This is a genomic window from Nonomuraea sp. 10N515B, from assembly GCF_052245915.1.
Classification (GTDB): domain Bacteria; phylum Actinomycetota; class Actinomycetes; order Streptosporangiales; family Streptosporangiaceae; genus Nonomuraea.
Window position 1 is genome coordinate 180,282 of the sequence record NZ_JBQQBQ010000001.1, and the last position, 18,564, is coordinate 198,845.

The following is an 18,564-nucleotide window of genomic DNA, read 5'->3' on the forward strand; positions in this document are numbered from 1 at the left end:
CCTCGGCGGGGGCGTGCCACTCGGGCGGGCTCCCGACAGCCCACCCGAGTCCTGGTTTCAGCGAGTGTCGGAGTCGGTGTCACTGAGGGCGGCGCGGCCGGCCTCCAGGCGGGCCACCGGGATCCGGAACGGGGAGCACGAGACGTAGTCCAGGCCCACCTCGTGGCAGAAGTGGACCGAGTCGGGGTCGCCCCCGTGCTCGCCGCAGATGCCCAGGTGCAGATCCGGCCTCGCGGCCCGGCCCTCCTCGACGGCGATCTTGATGAGGCGGCCCACGCCCTCCCTGTCCAGGGTCTCGAACGGGGAGACGCCGAAGATGCCCAGGTCCAGGTAACGGTGGAAGAACGACGACTCCACGTCGTCCCTGGAGAAGCCCCAGGCCATCTGGGTCAGGTCGTTGGTGCCGAAGGAGAAGAACTCGGCGGCCTCGGCGATCTGGCCGGCCGTCAGGGCCGCGCGCGGTACCTCGATCATGGTGCCGATCAGGGCCTCGACGCCCACCTCCGCCAGGATCTTGGCCGCTTCCTCGCGTACCGACTCCAGCTCCTGTACGGCCGCCGCCAGCGGAATCATGATCTCCGGGCGCGCGCCGGGGACCTCCTTGGCGGCCTGGGCGATCGCCCGCACCTGCATCGCGAACAGGCCGGGGATCACCAGGCCGAGGCGCACGCCGCGCAGGCCGAGCATCGGGTTCTGCTCGTGGAGGCGCCTGACCGCGGCCAGGAGCTTGCGGTCCTTGTCCGTGACGTCATTCGATGTGGCGACCTTGACGGACAAGTCCACGATGTCGGGCAGGAACTCGTGCAGGGGCGGGTCGATCAGGCGAATGGTGACAGGATCGCCCCCCATAGCCTCAAATATCCCGATGAAGTCGGACTTCTGGAGAGGCTCCAGCGCGTCGAGCGCCGTCTGACGTTCCTCGTCCGTGGCCGCCAGGACCAGGTCCTCGACCAACTGCCGGCGCTCACCCAGAAACATGTGCTCGGTACGGCACAGGCCGATGCCCCGCGCGCCGAAGCGGCGGGCGCGGGCGGCGTCGTCCGGGGTGTCGGCGTTGGCCCGCACGCTCAGCCGGCGGGCCTCGTCAGCGCGCCGCATGATGCGATCCACGGCCTTGACGAGCTCGTCGCCGGGCTCGGCGCCCTCGAAGTACTCCACCACGGCCGAGGGGACCACCGGGACCTCGCCGAGGAACACCTCGCCGGTCGTGCCGTCGATGGAGATCACGTCGCCTTCCGACACGACCACCCCGTCGGGCGCCGTGAAGCTCCCCTCACGGGTGTTGACGTCGAGCTCCTCCGCGCCGCACACGCACGTCTTGCCCATGCCGCGGGCCACCACGGCGGCGTGGGAGGTCTTGCCGCCGCGGCTGGTCAGGATGCCCTTGGCGGCGATCATGCCGGACAGGTCGTCGGGGTTGGTCTCGCGGCGGACGAGGATGACGTCCTCACCCTGCCCGCTCAGCTCCACCGCCCGTTCGGAGGAGAAGACGGCCTTGCCGACGGCGGCGCCCGGGGAGGCGTTCATGCCCTTGGCGATCTTCTTCTTGTCGGCGCCCCCGTCGAAGCGGGGGAACATGAGCTGGGCCAGCTGGTCGCCGGTGACCCGGGTGACGGCGTCGTCGAGGGTGATCAGTCCCTGGTCGACGAGCTGGGTGGCGATGCAGAACGCGGCCGCCGCGGTCCGCTTGCCGACCCGCGTCTGCAACATCCACAACTTGCCGTGCTCGATCGTGAACTCGATGTCGCACAGGTCCTTGTAGTGCGTCTCGAGCGTCTCCATGATGCCGATCAACTCGTCATAGGAGTGCTTGTCGATGCGCTCGAGGTCCTCCAGCGGGATCGTGTTGCGGATGCCCGCCACCACGTCCTCACCCTGGGCGTTCTGCAGGTAGTCGCCGTAGATGCCCTGCCGGCCGGACCCGGGGTCGCGGGTGAAGGCCACGCCGGTGCCGGAGTCGTCGCCGTAATTGCCGAAGACCATGGCCATGATGTTGACGGCGGTGCCGAGGTCGGCGGGGATGCGTTCCTGGCGGCGGTAGAGGATGGCGCGCGGGGCGTTCCAGGAGTCGAAGACGGCCATGACGGCCAGGCGCATCTGCTCGCGCGGGTCGGTCGGGAAGTCCTTGCCGGTCTGCTCCCGCACGATCCCCTTGTACGTCTCCACCAGGCGCTGCAGCTCGTCCGCGTCCAGGTCGGTGTCCTGACGCCTGCCCTTGAGCTCGTCGAGAGCACGCTCGAACAGCTCGCCGTCGATGCCGAGCACGGTCTTGCCGAACATCTGGATGAGCCTGCGGTAGGAGTCCCAGGCGAACCGCTCGTTGCCGCCGGCCTGCTTGGCCAGGCCGTGCACGGACTCGTCGTTGAGGCCGATGTTGAGGACCGTCTCCATCATGCCCGGCATGGAGAACTTCGCCCCGGACCGCACGCTCACCAGGAGCGGATCGTCGGCCTGCCCGAGCTTCCTGCCCATCTTCTTCTCGAGTGCGTCCAGATGCCCGGCGACCTCCTGCTCCAGGCCGTCCGGCATGGCGCCGGCCGCCAGATAGTGGCGGCACGCCTCAGTGGTGATCGTGAATCCATGGGGAACGGGCAGCCCGAGATTGGTCATCTCAGCGAGGTTCGCGCCTTTACCGCCGAGAAGATCTTTGAGATTCCTGTTGCCCTCGGTGAAATCGTAAACGTGCTTGGCCACCGCAGCTCCAATCCAACGCCTCTGCCCCGGACTCTACCGGTGGAATTGATGATGAAACTGCACTCCCCTCCTATATCGGTGTTTGTGCTGGTGACAGCCGTACAACAGGTCTAATCCAATTTTATGGCCGGACAGTTCAAGATTGGTTTATACCAATTGGTTTACACCAATTCTTGTGAAAGGGCGAGGGCCGGTGCAGAATCGGATCACACCCCCGCCAGGAGGCCCCCATGGCCACTCCTACCAAGCCCAAGAGGCGCGCCCGCATCGTCGCCGGTTCGGCAAAGACGGCCCGCGACGCGGCGATCTATCTGGACGATCGGCTACCCTTCGCGCGCTGGTTCCGGCCACAGCTGCGCAAACTCTTCCCCAGCCACTGGTCGTTCCTGCTGGGCGAGCTGGCGCTGTACTCGTTCGTGATGCTGGTGCTCACCGGGACGTTCCTGACGTTGTTCTACAAGCCCGACCCGAACGTGGCTTTCGGCTCCGCCGTGGAGATCAGCTTGGAGGTGCGGGGTGGGCTGCTGATGCGGCAGCTGCATCATTGGTCGGCGACCGTGTTCGTGCTGGCGATCGTGGCCCACCTGTGCCGGGTCTTCTTCACCGGCGCGTTCAGGAAGCCGCGGGAGCTGACGTGGATGCTCGGGGTGGTGCTGTTCGGGCTGGTGCTCTTCGAGTCGTTCCTGGGCGTGTCGCTGCCCGGCGACCAGCTCGCGATGACGGGGCTGCGGCAGGCGCAGGGAGTGTTGCTGTCGATTCCGCTGGTGGGGACGTATCTGTCGGCGTTCGCGTTCGACGGCGGGTTCCCGGGCGACGTCATGCCGCGGATCTTCGTCACGCACGTGCTGCTGGTGCCGGGGATCCTGCTGGCGCTGGTGCCGCTGCACGCGCTGGTCCTGACCTGGCGGCAGAAGCATACCGAGAGGCGGGCCACCGCCGCCGGTGAGGGCACCGTGACCGGTGGGCCGTTCTTCCCATACTTCGCGATCAAGAACGGGGCCACCGCGCTGTTCACGATCGGGGCGATCGCGGCGCTGGCCACGTTCGCGAGGGTCAACCCGGTGTGGGAGCACGGAGAATACAACCCCGGCGGCTATCCGGTGTCGGCGCAGCCGTTCTGGTATTTCGGGGTGCTGGACGGCGCGCAGCGGCTGGTCCCGGGATGGGAGATCGTCGTCGGCGGGTACGTGCTCCAGCCAGGGCTGTGGGTGGCGCCGCTGATCCTGACGGTGTTCTTCGGCGTGCTGCTGCTCTATCCGTTCCTGGAGCGGCGTTTCACCGGCGACGGGGATCATCACCAGCTGCTGGACCGGCCGTCGCAGGCGCCGGTGCGGACGGCCCTGGGCGTCGCGGTCATCACGTTCTTCACCGTGTTGTGGGCGGGGATGTGGGTCTCGGAGATCCCGCCTGTGATGCGCTCCGCGCCCGGGTTCCCGCAGCCGCCGCCTGCTCCGCCGGCGTTGCTGACGGTTCCGCCCGCCACCTACGAGACGATCATCCTGGGGCTGCGGGTGGCCGTGTTCGTGCTGCCGGTGGTGGCCTTCCTCGTCACCCGCGCCATCTGCCGGAGGCGGTCAGCGTAGCGGGTTGTGATCGGGCGGCAAGCCGGGCACGCCGTCGCGCGGCGGGAGCCACAACACGAACGTCGCCCCCTCCCCGAGCCGGGAGAACACCGCGACCCGGCCGCCGTGCGACTCCACGATCTGCCGCACGATCGCCAGGCCGAGGCCCGTGTGGCGGTCACGGCGGCTGGGCTCGCCGCGCCAGAACCGGTCGAACACGCGCTCCTGGTCGGCCTCACGCAGTCCCGGGCCGTTGTCCCGGACCGCGACCCACAACCAGCCGTCCGAGCGGCCTGACGCGACCCTGATCGTGCCGCCGGGGGGTGAGAGCCGCACGGCGTTCGAGAGCAGGTTCGCGACCGCGCGGCGCAGTGCGTCGGAGTCGCCGATCATCTCCAGGCCGCGCCCCAGGTCGCGGGTGATCGTCAGGTCGCGCGCGGCGGCCGGGGCCGTGTACTCCTCGCACGCTTCCCCCGCCACCCGGGACAATTCGAGGTCGGAGTCGGCGAACGCGCCGCCCTGCCGCCTGGCGCTGGCCAGCAGATCCTCCACCAGCCTGGTCATGCGGGTGGTCGCGCGGTCCACGATGGCCACGGCCCTGGCCCGCTCCGCTTCGCTGGCGTCGGGGTCGGCGAGCACGGCGTCCACGTTCGCCCGGATGATGGTCAGCGGGCTGCGCAGCTCGTGCGAGGCGTCGTCGATGAGCTGGCGCTGCGTCCGGAACGCCTCCTCCAGGCGGTCGAGCATCTTGTCGATGGTGTCGGCCAGGTCCTTCAGCTCGTCGCTCGGCCCGTTCAGGTTGATGCGCCGCTTCAGGTCCGTGGCCTGGATGTCCTCCGTGGTACGGGTGATCGACCGGACCGGGCGCAGCACGCGGCCGGACAGCACCCAGCCGATGCCCAGGCTGGCGACGTAGAGCCCGGCCAGGGTGTAGAGCGAGTAGTCGCGCAGCGTGGTCATCGTCCGGACGTTGATGGCGTTCTCCACCTCTTCAACGAAGACGACCGGGCGCTTGTCGACATACCGCCCGTCGTTGTACACCTTGGCGTACTCCGTGGTGTACGGGCGCTGGTCGGTCGTCTTGGAGACCGCGTAGTAGATCCCGCCGAGCACGAGCGCGGCCAGCACGAACAGCAGGCCCGAGTAGAGCACGGTGAGCCGGAAGCGGATGGTGTGGATCATGTCGGCTCCTTGAGCCGGTAGCCTCGGCTGATCACCGTCTCGATGAGGCCCTCCTCCTGCAGCTTGCGGCGCAAGTTGCCGACCGTGACGCGGACGGTGTTGGTGAACGGGTCGGCGTGCTCGTCCCAGACGTGTTCGAGCAGTTCCTCGGTGGACACGACGTGGCCCGGCCGGGTCATGAGGTAGTGCAGGACGCCGTACTCCTTGGGGGTGAGCGCCAGCGACCTGCCGTCCAGCGTGACCTCGAGCCGCGCCGTGTCGATCCGCAGCCTGCCCACCTGGATCACCGAGGTCCCGCCGCCGGAGTCCCTGCGCAGCAGCGCACGGACCCTGGCCAGCAGCTCGGGGAACGCGAACGGCTTGACCAGGTAGTCGTCGGCACCCTCGTCGAGCCCGCGGACGCGATCGTCCAGCCGGTCGCGGGCGGTGACCATGATGATCCGCACGCCCTTGCCCGCGGCGCGTACGGTGCGGCACAGCTGGAAGCCGTCGCCACCGGGCAGGTTCAGGTCGAGCAGGACCAGGTCGTACGTGTTGACCTGCAGCTTCTCGTGCGCGGACGGCGCGTCATAGGAGACGTCCACCGCGTATCCCGCGCGGATGAGGCCGACGCGCAACGCCTCGACCAGGTCCTCCTCGTCCTCCACCACAAGCAGTCGCATGCCTTGGACCCTAGTTTCGGATGATGCGTTCCGCGATGGGAGCGGCCCGGTCGATGGGGATGGCGAAGCCGATGCCGATGTTGCCGCCGCCCCGCCCGGCCGCGATCGCGGTGTTCACGCCGACGACCTCACCCCGGGCGTTCACCAGCGGGCCGCCCGAGTTGCCCGGGTTGATCGACGCGTCCGTCTGCACGGCCGTCCGCGGGGCGCCGCCCAGCCGCACCTCGCGGTCCAGCGCGCTGACGATGCCGGCGGTGACCGTGCCCGACAGGCCCAGGGGCGAGCCGATCGCGAGCACCTGGTCGCCGACCGCCAGATCCCCCGACCTGCCGAGCATGGCGGGTGTCAGGTCGCCCGGGTACGACACCTCCAGCACGGCCAGGTCCTCGTCGTCGTCCTCGCCGATCACCTGGGCCGACAGCCGGCGGCCGTCGTTGAGTATCACGGTCACCTGGTCGGAGCCCTGCACCACGTGCGCGTTGGTGAGGATGTGGCCGCGATCGTCCACCACGAACCCCGATCCGCCGCCCCGGCCGACCTCCACCGACACCACGCTGGGCAGCACGCGGGCCGCCGTCGCGCTGAGTCCGCCGAGGCTCGCCGAGGGGGCGGGCGCCACTCTGGGGAGGGCGGCAGCGGCGGGGGCCGGCTCGGACCTTTCGAAGAGCCGGGCCCCCGCCACGCCCGCCGTCGCCCCGGCGACCGCCGCGACCAGCGCGGCGGCCACCAGCAGGCGTCCCCTGGGCGGGGCCTTGGGTGTCGTCGGGGCCGTTCTGGCCCCCTGCGGAGCCGTGACGCCGGGGCGGTCCTCCACCGGCAGGGTGACGAACTCCGGCCCGCGCGGGTTGCCCAGCCCCCTCACGGGAGCCTCGAGAACCACAGCATCGACGTCACCGCCGCGATCAACGCGAAGATCAGGCCCGCCGCCACGAACCACTGCCATACCTCCTGACGCTCGGTCCGGAAGCCGACCGAGGTGCCGATGTCGTCGTAGACCGCCTGCAGCTCGTCGCCGCTCGCCGCCTCGTAGAAGCCGCCGCCCGCCGCCTCCGCCATGCCGCGCAGCGCCGGGCCGTCCACCGGCACCGGGACCTCGCGCCCAGAGAGGTTGATGGTGCCGTCGGGCGTGCCGTAGGCGATGGTGGTGACCGGGACGCCCCGGTGTGCCGCCTCCGCCGCGGCGTCGGTGACCGTGCGGCCGGTGGTGTTGGAGCCGTCCGACAGCAGCACGATGTGCGCGGGCGGCGCCTCCTCCTGCGAGTCGAGCGAGGCGATGGCCTCCAGCGAGGAGTAGACCGCCTCGCCGATCGCGGTGCCGGAGTCCATGCTGAGCCGGTCGATCGCCATCAGCACCGCCTGCCGGTCCGTGGTCGGCGGCACGGCGATCGAGGCGTTCGACGAGAACGACACCAGGCCCAGGTTGAACCGCTCCGGCAGGCCCCGCACGAACTGCCTGGCCGCCTGCTTGGCCGCCTCGAAGCGGTTCGGGGAGACGTCGGTGGCGCCCATCGACGCGGACACGTCGAACGCCACCATGATCGTCGCGCGTTCCCTGGGCACCGTGACCTCGGCCTGCGGCCGGGCGAAACCCACCACGAGCAGGGCGAACATCAGCAGCAGCGCCGCCGCGGGCAGGTGCCGCCGCCATCCCGGCCCTCTCGGCGCGACCTTGTCGAGCAGGTCGAGGTTGGTGAAGCGGACGGCGTACGCGCTGCGCCGCAGCTGCACGATCACGTAGGTGACGGCGAGCAGGGCCACGGGGATGAGCAGCAGCAACCAGATGGGTGCGAGCAAGGTCATGCCGCATCACCTCCTCCGGGTGGACCACCCGTGGCGGGCCCGCCCACACTCGGACCGCCCGCACTGGGGCCACCCGCACTGGGGCCACCCGCACTGGGGCCACCCGCACTGGGGCCACCCGCACTGGGCCCGCCCGCACTGGGTTCACCCGGGGTCGGGGTCGGCGGGCGCGCGGGGAGTGCCGGGCTGGCGGCCAGCGTGGCCAGGCGGCGCTGTCTCATGACGTGCTTGACCAGGTCGCGTACCCAGTCCCGGTCCGTACGCAGCCGCAGGTGGGTGGCCCCGGCCCGGCGCATCGCCTGCGCGATGGCGTCGCGTTGCCCGGCCGCCGCCTCGGCGTACCTGCGCCGCAGCCGCGCGCTGGCGGTCGAGACCTCGCGCCGCCGCCCGCTCTCCGGGTCGATCAGCGTCAGGATCCCGACGTTCGGCAGGGTCAGCTCGCGCGGGTCGAGCACCTCCACGGCCAGCACCTGGTGCCGGGCGGTGAGCTTGCGCAGCGGCAGCTCCCACGTCTCGGGAGGGTCCAGGAAGTCGGACACGACGACCATCAGGCCGCGCCGGCGCACCACCCGGCCCAGCTGCTCGGCCGCCACACCGAGCAGCGGCTCGGCCACCCCCGGCGGCGTACGGGGCAGCCCGAACGCGGCCTGCAGCACGGCCATCAGGTGCGGCCGGCCCGTCCTGGCGGGCAGCGTCCTGACGCCGCCGCCATGCAGCATGTGGGTGCCGATGCGGTTGCCGGTCCGCTGGGTGAGGAAGCCGACCGCGGCCAGCGCGGACAGGGCCAGCTCCCGCTTCTCCATCGCCGCGGTGCCGAAGTCCATGCTGGCGGTGGCGTCGAGCAGGGCCCAGATCTCCAGCTCCCGGTCGGCGACCAGGTCGCGCACGTGGGGCACGTTCGTGCGGGCGGTGACGTTCCAGTCCATCCGCCGCACATCGTCGTCCGGTTGATACGGCCTGGTCTCCGCCGGCTCGCTCCCGGGACCTGGCAGCAGCCCCAGGTGTTCGCCCTGGAGCAGTCCATCCAGCCTCCTGGTGATCGTCAGCTCGAGCCTGCGCAGCGCGGGCTCTGCCATCAGATACGGCTTCATGCCACGGCTTCCTGCTGGTGGGGCATCTGGGGCTGCCCGTCGTGCTGCTGCGGGGCGATGACCGGCAGCGGCACGGCGGCCAGCACCCGGTCGACGATCTGCCGGGGCAGCACGCCGTCGGCCAGCGCGTCGAAGGAGAGCACCAGCCGATGGGCCATGACGTCGTGCGCCAGGTCCCGTACGTCCTCCGGCAGCACGTAGTCGCGTCCCCGCAGCAGCGCCAGCGCCCGGCCGGCGGCCAGCAGGCCGAGCGTGGCCCTGGGGCTCGCGCCGAACGCCAGCAGCCGCCGCACGTCCTGCACCCCGTACCGGTCGGGGTCGCGGGTGGCGTAGACGAGGCGGACGGCGTACTCGGCGACCGCGTGGTGCACGAAGACCTCCTCGGCCCGCCGCTGCAGCGCGATGACGCGGGCGGGGTCGAGGATCTGCTGGGGCGTGGGCGGGTCCACGCTCATGCGGTAGACGATCGCCAGCTCCTCCGATTCGCTGGGATAGTCCACGTCGATCTTCATGAGGAAGCGGTCGCGCTGCGCCTCGGGCAGGTGGTAGACGCCTTCGGACTCGATCGGGTTCTGCGTGGCCAGCACCAGGAACGGCGTCGGCACGTCATGGGTGACGCCGCCGATGCTGACCTGCCGCTCGGCCATGATCTCCAGCAGGGCCGACTGCACCTTCGCGGGCGCCCTGTTGATCTCGTCGGCGAGCAGCAGGTTGGCCATGACCGGGCCGAGCTCGATGTCGAAGCTCTCGGTCGAGGGCCGGTAGATCCTGGTGCCGACGATGTCGGAGGGCACCAGGTCGGGCGTGAACTGAATACGCGCGAACGTGCCGCCGACCACGGAGGCCATGGTCTCGGCGGCGAGCGTCTTGGCGATGCCGGGCACGCCTTCGAGCAGGCAGTGCCCCTTGGCGAGCACCGCCACGAGCAGCCGCTCGACCATATGATCTTGCCCGACGATCACCCGCTTGACCTCGAACAGCGCCCTTTCCAGGAGCGCGTGTTCCGTCATGGCTGGGTTTCCGTCAGGGGGCAGTCGTCCATGACGACGCGTAGCTCCAGCGCGCTCGGCTCGGGTTCGGCGAACGCGGCGCTCCCCGTCATCAGCGCTGCGCCTACGGCCAGCAGCACAACAGCGAAACGTGATGTACGCATGGTTTCCTTGTCCCTCGTATTGGCCTCATATCGGGCTTAGAAGGCATGTCATCAGACGACCGCGAAAACCGGCGTAACCCTCGCCTTTACACGATTTTTCGGTTGGGCAGGATAGACCTCCGGCATGACGCCCATCCAGCGCTACCTCGCCGAAGAGGTGGCCCACGACCACGCGGACGGCCTCATCCCCCGCCGCGAGGCGCTGCGGCGGCTCGCACTGCTGGGCCTGAGACTGCCCGCCGCCACCGCCCTCCTGGCGGCCTGCGGCGCTCCCGAGGAGGCCGCCGCGCCCACCACGGCGGCGGCGACCACGCCCGCTCCCGCCCCCACGACGGCGAGCCCGGCGGGGCCCTCGCCGCTGCCGACGGAGGCGACCACATTCGCCGGGCCCGAGGGCACGACGTTGCAGGCCGCGTGGGCGGCCGCCGAAGGCGACGCCAAGGGCGCCGTCCTGGTGATCCATGAGAACCGCGGCCTCACCGACCACATCCGCTCGGTCGCCGGCCGCCTGGCCGCGAGCGGCTATTCGGCCCTGGCCCTCGACCTGCTGTCGCGGGAGGGCGGCACCGCTTCGTTCGCCGACACCGCGCAGGCCACCGCCAAGCTCGGGGAGATCCAGCCCGAGCGGTTCGTGGCCGACATGAAGGCCGCGGTGGGCGAGCTGGGCCGGCGGGCCGAAGGGGCGAAGCTCGGCATGACGGGCTTCTGCTTCGGCGGCGGGATGACGTGGTTGCTGCTGTCGTCCGCCGAGCCCCGCCTGGCCGCCGCCGTGCCGTTCTACGGGCCGCTGCCGGACAACGCCGACATGGCCGGCACCAAGGCCGCCGTCCTCGGGGTGTACGCCGAGCAGGACGACCGGGTGAACGCCACCAGGGACGCCGCCGAGGCCGCCCTGCAGAAGGCCGGGCTGACGCACGAGATCGTGACGTTCCCCGGCGTGGGGCACGCGTTCTTCAACGACACGGGACAGCGGTACAACGCGCAGGCGGCTTCTCAGGCGTACGAGCGGGTCCTGGACTGGTTCGGCCGCCACCTGTCCTGATCACCCGGCCCTCCGCAAGAGGAGCCGGTCACCATAGGGCGGCCACCTCCACTCAGGAGGTGGCCGTCCATCATGCCCGGATCAGCCGATCAGATACTTCATCACCTTCTTCAAGGTCGCGTTCCGCGCGCCGTCGTTGCCCAGCTGCTCCAGTCCGAATCCGAGCAGCACCGTGTCCTTGGTGGTCACGGCCGCCGTCTTGTCGGCCTGTGCCCGGACGAAGTCGCCGGATCCGGTCGGGCTGCCCGCCGGAGGTCCGGGGATCGCCCACGGGCCGAGCCCGCTCTCGAAGCCCTCGGCGTCCAGAGTGCCGCCGGTGGTGGTGACCCGGGTGTCATCCACGAACGCGCCCACCCCGCCGGTGGACGGGTCGGTCACGTAGCTGATCGACACCTCGACCTGCTGCCCCGCGTACGCGGACAGGTCGAAGGCCACCTGCTGCCAGCCGCCTGAGTTCTCGGTGAACCGGTTCCACGAGCCGCTGGTCCCGGTCGCCGTGCAGGGGTTGCCCGGCGTCAGGTAGTGCAGCAGCCAGGGGTGCTCCTCCAGGAGGAACCCGGCCTCGCACTCCGTCGGCACCGTGGTGTCCGTGCCGCCGTTGAGGTCCGGCAGCGTCGTCCAGTTGTCCTGGCCGACCGTGTGGGCCTCGACGATGACGTTGTCGTACCCGGGCTCGGTGTCGAAGGACAGCTGGAACGCCAGCCGCGGCTGCTGCGCCGCGGGCACGGAGCCCAGGTTGATCGTCCTGGTCAGCCGCATGTAGGAATCGTCGGCGTGCGAGCCCCTGATGTACCACTCCCCCTCGATCGGGTCGAACGGCCCTGGGGTGCCGAGCTGGTAGTCGGCCGCCGGCGTGCCCGTGAAGCGCGGGAAGTCCGTGCCCATGGGCAGCAGCACCCCGGCCTCGTCCACCGGGTTGGCGGCGGTGGCCGGCCCGCCGAACGTGCCGCTCGTCCCGGCCAGCGGGCCCGTGCCGGTGAAGCCGGCGGGGTTCTCGCGCGGGATACGGCCGCCTACACCCAAGTAGTACTGCGTGAAGTCGTCTGCCAGCAGCAGGCACTCGTCGAACAGGCCCTGGATGGTGGTGACGACGCAGTCGCCGTCCGGGTTGCCGTCGATGCCGTAGTAGATGCCGCCGACGATGGTGTCGAGAATGCCGTAGTACGCGGCTGTCTCGCCGGTGTAGAGGAGTTTGCCTCCCTCGTTGAGGTAGTCGCGGATGGCGATCGTCAGATACTGCTGCGACGGCTTGACGTCGGCGTCGGGAAGGTTGCCGAGCGGGGTGACGGTGACCACGTCCTGCTGATCCATGGACAGCCGGTTGTCGCCCAGCTCCCACACCAGTCCCTTGAAGTGCGACAACACGCCCAGGTGGTGCGGCACGCCCTGGGAGTCCACGTCCCACGTCTCGGACGCGTACCCGGCGGACTTGAGCGCCTGCTGGTACGTCGCGGCGTACTTGGGCGCGGTCACCGAAGGCGGGTAGTCCGGGTTGAAGCCCGTGTAGTCCTCGTTGGCGATCACCAGCACCTTGGCCGCGGAGTCCTTGGCCAGCGTGTAGGTGAAGTGTGAGCTGGAGACGATGCCGGCGCCCGGCTTGAAGCCCTGGAACCAGACTTCGACCTTGTCACCCGGTTTCGCCCCGCTCACGGTGCCGCGGTACTCGGCGAAGTACAGGTCGTTCTCGCCGCCGTACCGCTCGCCGCCCTTCCATTCGCTGAGCGCCCTGGTCTGCGTCGGGCCGCCGTTGATGCGGAAGCGCAGCACCTTGCCGAGCAGCGACCGGCGGGCGGTGACCGCCACCGGCTGCGGGTCGCCGTACGAGACGGAGAAAGAGTCCGGCGCGAAGTCGGGCACCGTGCGCCCGACCACGGAGACCGGCTTGTCCGGCGTGTGCACGGTCTTGGCCGCGGCCAGCGCCAGGGGGATGTTCATGGTGAACTCCTCCTGGATCAGCTCCTCGTCGTCGGGGAAGGTGAACCCGAGCCCGCCGGCGCAGTCCGCGAGCGTCCACTCATCGTTGGGGTTGCGGTCGGCCGCCGCCTCACACGTGGACATCTCGGGCGTGATCGACATGATGCCGCGCAGGTTGGTCATGTGGCCGTCGGTCTCACCGTTGGTGGTGTAGAGCTCGGCGCCGATGTCCGGGTCGTACGTCGGGACCGCCGGGTTCGCGTCGTCGCCCAGCAGGGCCTCGAAGATCAGGTCGTCGGGCGACGGGGTGGCCTGCTGCCAGCCGATGCCGTACAGCAGCAGCATGGCCGCGGAGTGGTAGTTCAGCATGTACGTGAACCGCACCCGCTTGGTGAGGTTGTCCAGCGCCACGGTCTCCGGCTCGGACTGTGCCGCCGGCCCGCGGTAGGTCTGGCTGGAGAGGAGACTCGAGGAGCCCTCGTCGTCGTAGCGCCACTTGTAGGCGAAGTTGCGGTTATTGTCGACGCCGTCGTTGCTGGTGATCTGGCCGTCGCCGTCGTTGTCACGCAGGTTCTTGCGCCACAGCCGGTTGTCGGGGGTGAAGGTGTAGTCGTAGCCGTCGGGGTTGGCGACCGGCAGGAACCACAGCTCCGTGGTGTTCACCAGCTGGGTCAGCTGGGCGTTGCTCCCGTAGCCGTTGAGGAAGTGGTGCAGCAGCCGCCGCACCATCTCGGGCGTGATCCACTCACGGGCGTGCTGGGCCGCCAGATACAGCATGGCCGGGCGGCTGCCGTCACGCAGCTTGCGCGCGTCCTTGGTCAGCTTGATCGCCGTGATCGGCGTGCCGTTGACGCTGTTGCCGATGTCGACGACCTTCGCGATGCCGGGCTTGGCGTTGGCCGCGGCGATGATCTCCTCGCGGATGCCGCCCGCGCCCGCGTACCGTTTGAAGACCCCGTCGCCCTTCTGCGCGAGCCGCGCCCTGTTCGCGTTCTGGGCGGTGAGGGTGATGCCTTGCTTGGCGAGTGAGTCGGCCAGCGCGGAGGCGAGGATCACCTCGATGGTGACCTTGCCGTCGGCCCGCTTGACGATCCTCATCTCCTCGCGGTCCACGCCTGCCGCGACGAGCCTGGCCATCTGGTCGGCGGTGAGTTCGCCCGTGTAGACGAACACACCGTCGGGTCCTGCCGGTTTCGGCACCGCTGAGGCTGGGGGTGCGGTGACCGAACCGAGTAACAGGAGCATGCCGGCGAACATGACGAGTATGCGCTTCATCGCGCCTCCGAGAAGTCGGCCCCCGAATGCCGCTAGGGATTGCCCGCAATCTCCGTGTATGCCGGACTCTTGTCAATCATCACGGCCACATCCGGTCAATCCTGATCCAGCCGGAGTCCGGCTCCGTAGAGTCATGCGAATGGGCGCCGTCGAACCACGGAGCCGGCCAAGCATGCGCGCGTAACGGTGGCGCGCCGGTGAGGCGGAGGAGCGTCCCCTGGAGGGCCCTCAGCCGAAGTGCGGCGGGAGGAGCCCGCGTGGCCTGCCGTAAAGGATGGTCTGGCCTTTGCCCGAAAAACGGCCGCGCGCCGAAACGGCGGGCGGCCTTTGCACGAGAAACGGCTGCCCGCCGAAAGTACGGCGGACGACCTTTGCAGGAAAAGCGGCCGCCCGCCGAAAGTACGGCGGGCGGCCGAACACGACTCCAAGAAATCAGTCGTTGAGGTGCTGACGCAGGTAGGACTCGACGCCGTCGATGGAGATGCGCTCCTGGGCCATGCTGTCCCGCTCGCGAATCGTCACCGCCTGGTCTTCCAGCGTGTCGAAGTCGACCGTGATGCAGAACGGCGTGCCGATCTCGTCCTGCCGCCGGTAGCGGCGGCCGATGGCGCCCGCGTCGTCGAACTCGACGTTCCACCGGCGGCGCAGCTGCGCGGCCAGGTCGCGGGCCTTCGGCGACAGGTCGGTGTTGCGCGACAGCGGCAGCACCGCGGCCTTGACCGGGGCGAGCCGGTGGTCGAGCCGCATGACCGTGCGCTTCTCCATCTGGCCCTTGGCGTTGGGCGCCTCGTCCTCGCTGTAGGCGTCCAGCAGGAACGTCAGCGTGGCCCGGTCGACGCCGGCCGCCGGCTCGATGACGTAGGGGACGTAGCGCTCGCCGGTGTCCTGCTCGAAGAAGCTGAGGTCGACGCCCGACGCCTTGGAGTGGGAGGCCAGGTCGAAGTCGGTGCGGTTGGCGATGCCTTCGAGCTCACCCCACTCCGAACCGGTGAAGTTGAACCGGTATTCGACGTCGACGGTGCGCTTGGAGTAGTGGGACAACTTTTCCTTGGGGTGCTCATAGAGCCGGAGGTTGTCCTTGTTGATGCCGAGATCGGAATACCAGCGGAAGCGCTCGTCGATCCAGTATTGGTGCCACTCCTCGTCCGTGCCCGGCTTGACGAAGAACTCCATCTCCATCTGCTCGAACTCGCGGGTGCGGAAGATGAAGTTGCCCGGCGTGATCTCGTTGCGGAACGACTTGCCGATCTGGCCGATGCCGAACGGGATCTTCTTGCGCGCGGACTGCTGCACGTTGAGGTAGTTGATGAAGATGCCCTGCGCGGTCTCGGGGCGCAGGAAGGCCAGACCCGACTCGTCCTCGACCGGGCCGAGGAACGTCTTGAGCAGACCGCTGAACTGTCGCGGCTCGGTGAAGGTGCCCTTGTTGCCGCAGTTGGGGCAGGTGATGTCGGCCAGGCCGCCCTCGGGCGTCTTGCCGTTCTTCTCCTCGTAGGCCTCGATGAGGTGATCGGCCCGGAACCGCTTGTGGCAGGACAGGCACTCGGTCAGCGGGTCGGTGAAGGTGTCGACGTGACCGCTGGCCCGCCACACCTCGGGCGCCAGGATGACGCAGGAGTCGAGGCCGACGATGTCCTCGCGGGCCTGGACCATCGACAGCCACCACTGCCGCTTGACGTTGTTCTTCAGCTCGACACCCAGTGGACCGTAGTCCCACGACGCGCGCAGTCCGCCGTAGATCTCGCTCGACGGGTAAACGAGCCCGCGGCGTTTGGCGAGGCTGACGATGGTGTCCATGACGTCGGTGCGTCGTGCCATTGTGGTTGGTTCTCTTTCCGGCTGGAGGTCGGCGAGTGAAATTCGTGAGCTCCCAGCTTAGGGGACGGTCGCACGTTCTCGCGCGCGAGAATTCGTCACGCGCCCTCTACGTCCTGAATGTAGACGTCCTCGTACGCGCTGGGCTCGTTGACCATGAGGATCATCAGCGGATACATCGCCATCCGGGCGGCGGACAGCGCCCTGCGGTAGAACCCTGCTCCCTCCCACTCGGTGACCAGCGCCCACAGATTGGGCTCGTCCACCGACCGGGCCAGCCGGCCACGCTGGTAGCCCGGCTGGGTGGCGAACGTTTCGAGGATCGCGTGGGCCTGCTTGACGAAGTCTTGGGACTGGGACTCTGGAACGGTGTATCTGATCACAGCGAGCACGCGACCAGCCTAGAGGCGAAGCAGGCCTACTACGGGCCCATAGGCGAGGTGTTCGCCGGCGCATTCCGCGCGGGCGTGCCTGCGGGTCCCGTAGGCTCGGGGCGTGGCTGCGAACAACAAGCGCCCGCTCCCTCAGGGTGAGCGGTTCTTCACGCCGGGCGCGACCGGGCTGCGCAAGGCCGTGGAGCAGCGGAGCGCGGTGCCGATGACCTATCTCTTCACGCAGGTGCCCCGGTGGGTGGCGCCCGTGCTGCTGGTGGTCCTGTTGCTGGTGGGGTTCGCCGTGACCAATCCGCTGGGCGGGGTGGCGGCACTCGTCGTGCTGGCGTTCGTGGCGTGGCTGGCCTATCTGTCCTGGCCGTCGCTGCGGATCGGCGGGAGGCTGGTGCGGGTCGCCATGATGACCTTTCTGATCCTGCTCGCGGCGACCCGCTTCGGCCTGATTTAGGGCAGCAGCGTGTAGTGGGGGAAGTTGCCCGGGAGGCGTTCGGCGTCCGGGCCTGCGGTCACGGCCCTGACCAGGAGGTCGCCGCCGACGAACGCGCCGCGCCAGGACGCCCCGAGGCCGCCGAAGAGCTCGTCGCGGTCGCCTCGTGAGCGCGGCCGGTTGTGGCCGACCTTGAAGGACCGCACCTCGGACGACAGCCGCTGGAAGGTCTCCTCCTCGTCGCAGGACAGGGTGGCGACGAGGGCGCCGTTGCTGGCGTTCATGGCGGCCAGCAGCTCCGCTTCGGTGTCCACCAGCACGATCGTGTCGACCGGGCCGAAGGGCTCGGCGTGGTGGAGAGGCGAGGAGGGCGGCGGGTTGAGGAGCGCCGTCGGGGCGAAGTAAGCGGAAATATCCTGCCCCGGAAGGAAATGTCCGGTGTCGAGGGACGCCCGGTGGACCGGGACGCCGCCCCGGGCGATCGCCTCGTCCACCTGGTCGGCCAGTTCCTTGGCCTTCGAGGCGTTGATCAGCGGGCCGAAGTCCAGCTGCGGCAGCGGATCATCGGGATCTTCGACGGCGAGCGGGTGCCCGAAGCGCAGCGATCCGACCGCCGTCAGATAGGCCTGCAGGAACTCGTGGAACAACGACCGCTGCACCACGAACCGCGGATAGGCCGTGCAACGTTGCTTACCGTAGTCGAACGACGCCCGGATCTGCCGGGTGAGCAGCTCCCAGTCGCCGTAGTCCCACACACCCCAGCAGTTGAGCCCCTCCTGCTCCAGCACGTGCCGCCGCCCGAGGTCGGCCACGGAGCCGGCGACCTTCGCCCCGGCGCTCCGGCCGCCGACGAAAGACACGCACCCGAGCGAGCGGCCCGCCACCAGCACGGGCGACAACTCCGAGCCGCCTCCGCTGACCAGCGTGAACGGCAGCCCTTCCCGTACGGCGAGCGCGCAGGCGAGGGTGAGGCAGCTCAGGCCGCCGTCCGTTGGGGTCTTGGCGATGACCGCGTTGCCGGCCAGCGCCTGCACGAGCATGGCGTGCATGAGCACGCTCATCGGATAGTTCCAGCTGGCGATGTTGCTGACCGGCCCGGGCAGCGGCATGCGTCCCGCGACCATGCGGTCGATCTCCGCCACATACCACCGGACCCCGTCCAGGCAGCGGTCCACGTCCGCGCAGGCCGTCTTCCACGGCTTGCCGATCTCCCAGACCAGCAGCAGGGCCAGCAGGTCGCGGTGGGCCGCTATGGAGTCGACCGCGGCCGAGACCATGGCCTTGCGCTCGTCGAGCGGCAGGTGCCGCCAGCGCCGGTGTTCCTCGGCCGCCCCGGCCACCGCCCGTCCCGCGCCGGCCCGGTCGAGCCTGGGCGGCCCGGCGATGGCGGTGCCGTCCAGCGGCGAGAAACCGGGCACGGGGCGCCCGTCACGGTGCCAGACGCCGCCCCAGTGGTTGAGCACGCGGTCGTCGTGGAAGGCCTCGGGCGCCACCGCACAGCAGCGGTCGTACGCGTCCCGCCAGGCCGTACCCGGCTTGAGCCGCATGTGCATCC

At 69.7% G+C, this 18,564-nt stretch carries 15 protein-coding genes; 3 read left to right on the top strand and 12 right to left on the bottom strand.

Going from position 1 to position 18,564, the window contains the following annotated elements:
- Positions 1-57 precede the first annotated feature (57 nt).
- Entirely contained in the window at positions 58-2,694 is a 2,637-nt protein-coding gene (gene ppdK / locus ACTWQA_RS00745; RefSeq protein ID WP_443157369.1) for a pyruvate, phosphate dikinase, read from the bottom strand.
- 230 nt (positions 2,695-2,924) lie between these two features.
- On the opposite strand from ppdK, the gene ACTWQA_RS00750 reads away from it, so the two are divergent.
- Positions 2,925-4,277: a cytochrome b gene (locus ACTWQA_RS00750; RefSeq protein WP_443157370.1), complete on the top strand. Its 1,353-nt coding sequence runs from the start codon at positions 2,925-2,927 to the stop codon at positions 4,275-4,277.
- Here ACTWQA_RS00750 and ACTWQA_RS00755 read toward each other — a convergent pair.
- Genes ACTWQA_RS00755 through ACTWQA_RS00785 form a run of 7 tightly spaced genes read right to left on the bottom strand, consistent with a single transcriptional unit; the run spans position 4,269 to position 10,144 of the window.
- Complete coding sequence (locus ACTWQA_RS00755; RefSeq protein ID WP_443157371.1) at positions 4,269-5,438, bottom strand: ATP-binding protein; 1,170 nt, start codon at positions 5,436-5,438, stop codon at positions 4,269-4,271. The genes ACTWQA_RS00750 and ACTWQA_RS00755 overlap by 9 nt on opposite strands.
- A complete protein-coding gene (locus tag ACTWQA_RS00760) occupies positions 5,435-6,100 on the bottom strand; it encodes a response regulator transcription factor (protein WP_305920837.1) in 666 nt (221 codons plus the stop codon). Before ACTWQA_RS00760 ends, ACTWQA_RS00755 begins: the two co-directional genes overlap by 4 nt.
- A gap of 10 nt (positions 6,101-6,110) precedes the next feature.
- A complete protein-coding gene (locus ACTWQA_RS00765; protein WP_443157372.1) occupies positions 6,111-6,962 on the bottom strand; it encodes a S1C family serine protease in 852 nt (283 codons plus the stop codon).
- Positions 6,959-7,900 carry a VWA domain-containing protein gene (locus tag ACTWQA_RS00770; protein ID WP_443157373.1) on the bottom strand — a complete coding sequence of 314 codons (942 nt, stop codon included), beginning with the start codon at positions 7,898-7,900 and terminating at the stop codon, positions 6,959-6,961. Before ACTWQA_RS00770 ends, ACTWQA_RS00765 begins: the two co-directional genes overlap by 4 nt.
- Positions 7,897-8,991: a DUF58 domain-containing protein gene (locus tag ACTWQA_RS00775; protein ID WP_443157374.1), complete on the bottom strand. Its 1,095-nt coding sequence runs from the start codon at positions 8,989-8,991 to the stop codon at positions 7,897-7,899. Before ACTWQA_RS00775 ends, ACTWQA_RS00770 begins: the two co-directional genes overlap by 4 nt.
- A complete protein-coding gene (locus ACTWQA_RS00780; protein ID WP_443157375.1) occupies positions 8,988-10,001 on the bottom strand; it encodes an AAA family ATPase in 1,014 nt (337 codons plus the stop codon). The genes ACTWQA_RS00775 and ACTWQA_RS00780 overlap by 4 nt, the downstream gene beginning before the upstream one ends.
- Entirely contained in the window at positions 9,998-10,144 is a 147-nt protein-coding gene (locus tag ACTWQA_RS00785; RefSeq protein WP_305920842.1) for a hypothetical protein, read from the bottom strand. Before ACTWQA_RS00785 ends, ACTWQA_RS00780 begins: the two co-directional genes overlap by 4 nt.
- A 124-nt stretch (positions 10,145-10,268) precedes the next feature.
- Between ACTWQA_RS00785 and ACTWQA_RS00790 the strand changes: the two genes are divergently transcribed.
- Complete coding sequence (locus ACTWQA_RS00790; protein ID WP_443157376.1) at positions 10,269-11,186, top strand: dienelactone hydrolase family protein; 918 nt, start codon at positions 10,269-10,271, stop codon at positions 11,184-11,186.
- Positions 11,187-11,267: 81 nt separating this feature from the next.
- Here ACTWQA_RS00790 and ACTWQA_RS00795 read toward each other — a convergent pair whose 3' ends face one another.
- The 3 genes from ACTWQA_RS00795 to ACTWQA_RS00805 form a co-directional block, all read right to left on the bottom strand.
- On the bottom strand, positions 11,268-14,375 hold the full coding sequence (locus tag ACTWQA_RS00795; protein WP_443157377.1) for a M14 family zinc carboxypeptidase: 3,108 nt from the start codon (positions 14,373-14,375) through the stop codon (positions 11,268-11,270).
- A 432-nt stretch (positions 14,376-14,807) separates the two neighbouring features.
- On the bottom strand, positions 14,808-16,193 hold the full coding sequence (locus ACTWQA_RS00800; protein WP_443157378.1) for a glycine--tRNA ligase: 1,386 nt from the start codon (positions 16,191-16,193) through the stop codon (positions 14,808-14,810).
- A 95-nt stretch (positions 16,194-16,288) separates the two neighbouring features.
- On the bottom strand, positions 16,289-16,582 hold the full coding sequence (locus tag ACTWQA_RS00805) for an antibiotic biosynthesis monooxygenase family protein (RefSeq protein WP_305920846.1): 294 nt from the start codon (positions 16,580-16,582) through the stop codon (positions 16,289-16,291).
- Positions 16,583-16,685: 103 nt separating this feature from the next.
- Here ACTWQA_RS00805 and ACTWQA_RS00810 point away from each other — a divergent pair, with 103 nt between their 5' ends.
- Positions 16,686-17,030: a DUF6703 family protein gene (locus tag ACTWQA_RS00810; RefSeq protein WP_305920847.1), complete on the top strand. Its 345-nt coding sequence runs from the start codon at positions 16,686-16,688 to the stop codon at positions 17,028-17,030.
- On the opposite strand, the gene ACTWQA_RS00815 is transcribed toward ACTWQA_RS00810, so the two are convergent.
- A complete protein-coding gene (locus tag ACTWQA_RS00815; RefSeq protein WP_443157379.1) occupies positions 17,027-18,562 on the bottom strand; it encodes an aldehyde dehydrogenase family protein in 1,536 nt (511 codons plus the stop codon). The two genes, ACTWQA_RS00810 and ACTWQA_RS00815, sit on opposite strands and share 4 nt — an antisense overlap.
- Between the last annotated feature and the right edge of the window lie 2 nt (positions 18,563-18,564).

What these genes read in the sequence shown, in the direction of transcription:
- ACTWQA_RS00750 (WP_443157370.1), top strand. Translation starts at nt 2,925, where the DNA reads ATGGCCACTCCTACCAAGCCCAAGAGGCGCGCCCGCATCGTCGCCGGT.
- ACTWQA_RS00755 (WP_443157371.1), bottom strand. Translation starts at nt 5,438, where the DNA reads ATGATCCACACCATCCGCTTCCGGCTCACCGTGCTCTACTCGGGCCTG.
- ACTWQA_RS00760 (WP_305920837.1), bottom strand. Translation starts at nt 6,100, where the DNA reads ATGCGACTGCTTGTGGTGGAGGACGAGGAGGACCTGGTCGAGGCGTTG.
- ACTWQA_RS00770 (WP_443157373.1), bottom strand. Translation starts at nt 7,900, where the DNA reads ATGACCTTGCTCGCACCCATCTGGTTGCTGCTGCTCATCCCCGTGGCC.
- ACTWQA_RS00775 (WP_443157374.1), bottom strand. Translation starts at nt 8,991, where the DNA reads ATGAAGCCGTATCTGATGGCAGAGCCCGCGCTGCGCAGGCTCGAGCTG.
- ACTWQA_RS00780 (WP_443157375.1), bottom strand. Translation starts at nt 10,001, where the DNA reads ATGACGGAACACGCGCTCCTGGAAAGGGCGCTGTTCGAGGTCAAGCGG.
- ACTWQA_RS00785 (WP_305920842.1), bottom strand. Translation starts at nt 10,144, where the DNA reads ATGCGTACATCACGTTTCGCTGTTGTGCTGCTGGCCGTAGGCGCAGCG.
- ACTWQA_RS00790 (WP_443157376.1), top strand. Translation starts at nt 10,269, where the DNA reads ATGACGCCCATCCAGCGCTACCTCGCCGAAGAGGTGGCCCACGACCAC.
- ACTWQA_RS00795 (WP_443157377.1), bottom strand. Translation starts at nt 14,375, where the DNA reads ATGAAGCGCATACTCGTCATGTTCGCCGGCATGCTCCTGTTACTCGGT.
- ACTWQA_RS00800 (WP_443157378.1), bottom strand. Translation starts at nt 16,193, where the DNA reads ATGGCACGACGCACCGACGTCATGGACACCATCGTCAGCCTCGCCAAA.
- ACTWQA_RS00815 (WP_443157379.1), bottom strand. Translation starts at nt 18,562, where the DNA reads ATGCACATGCGGCTCAAGCCGGGTACGGCCTGGCGGGACGCGTACGAC.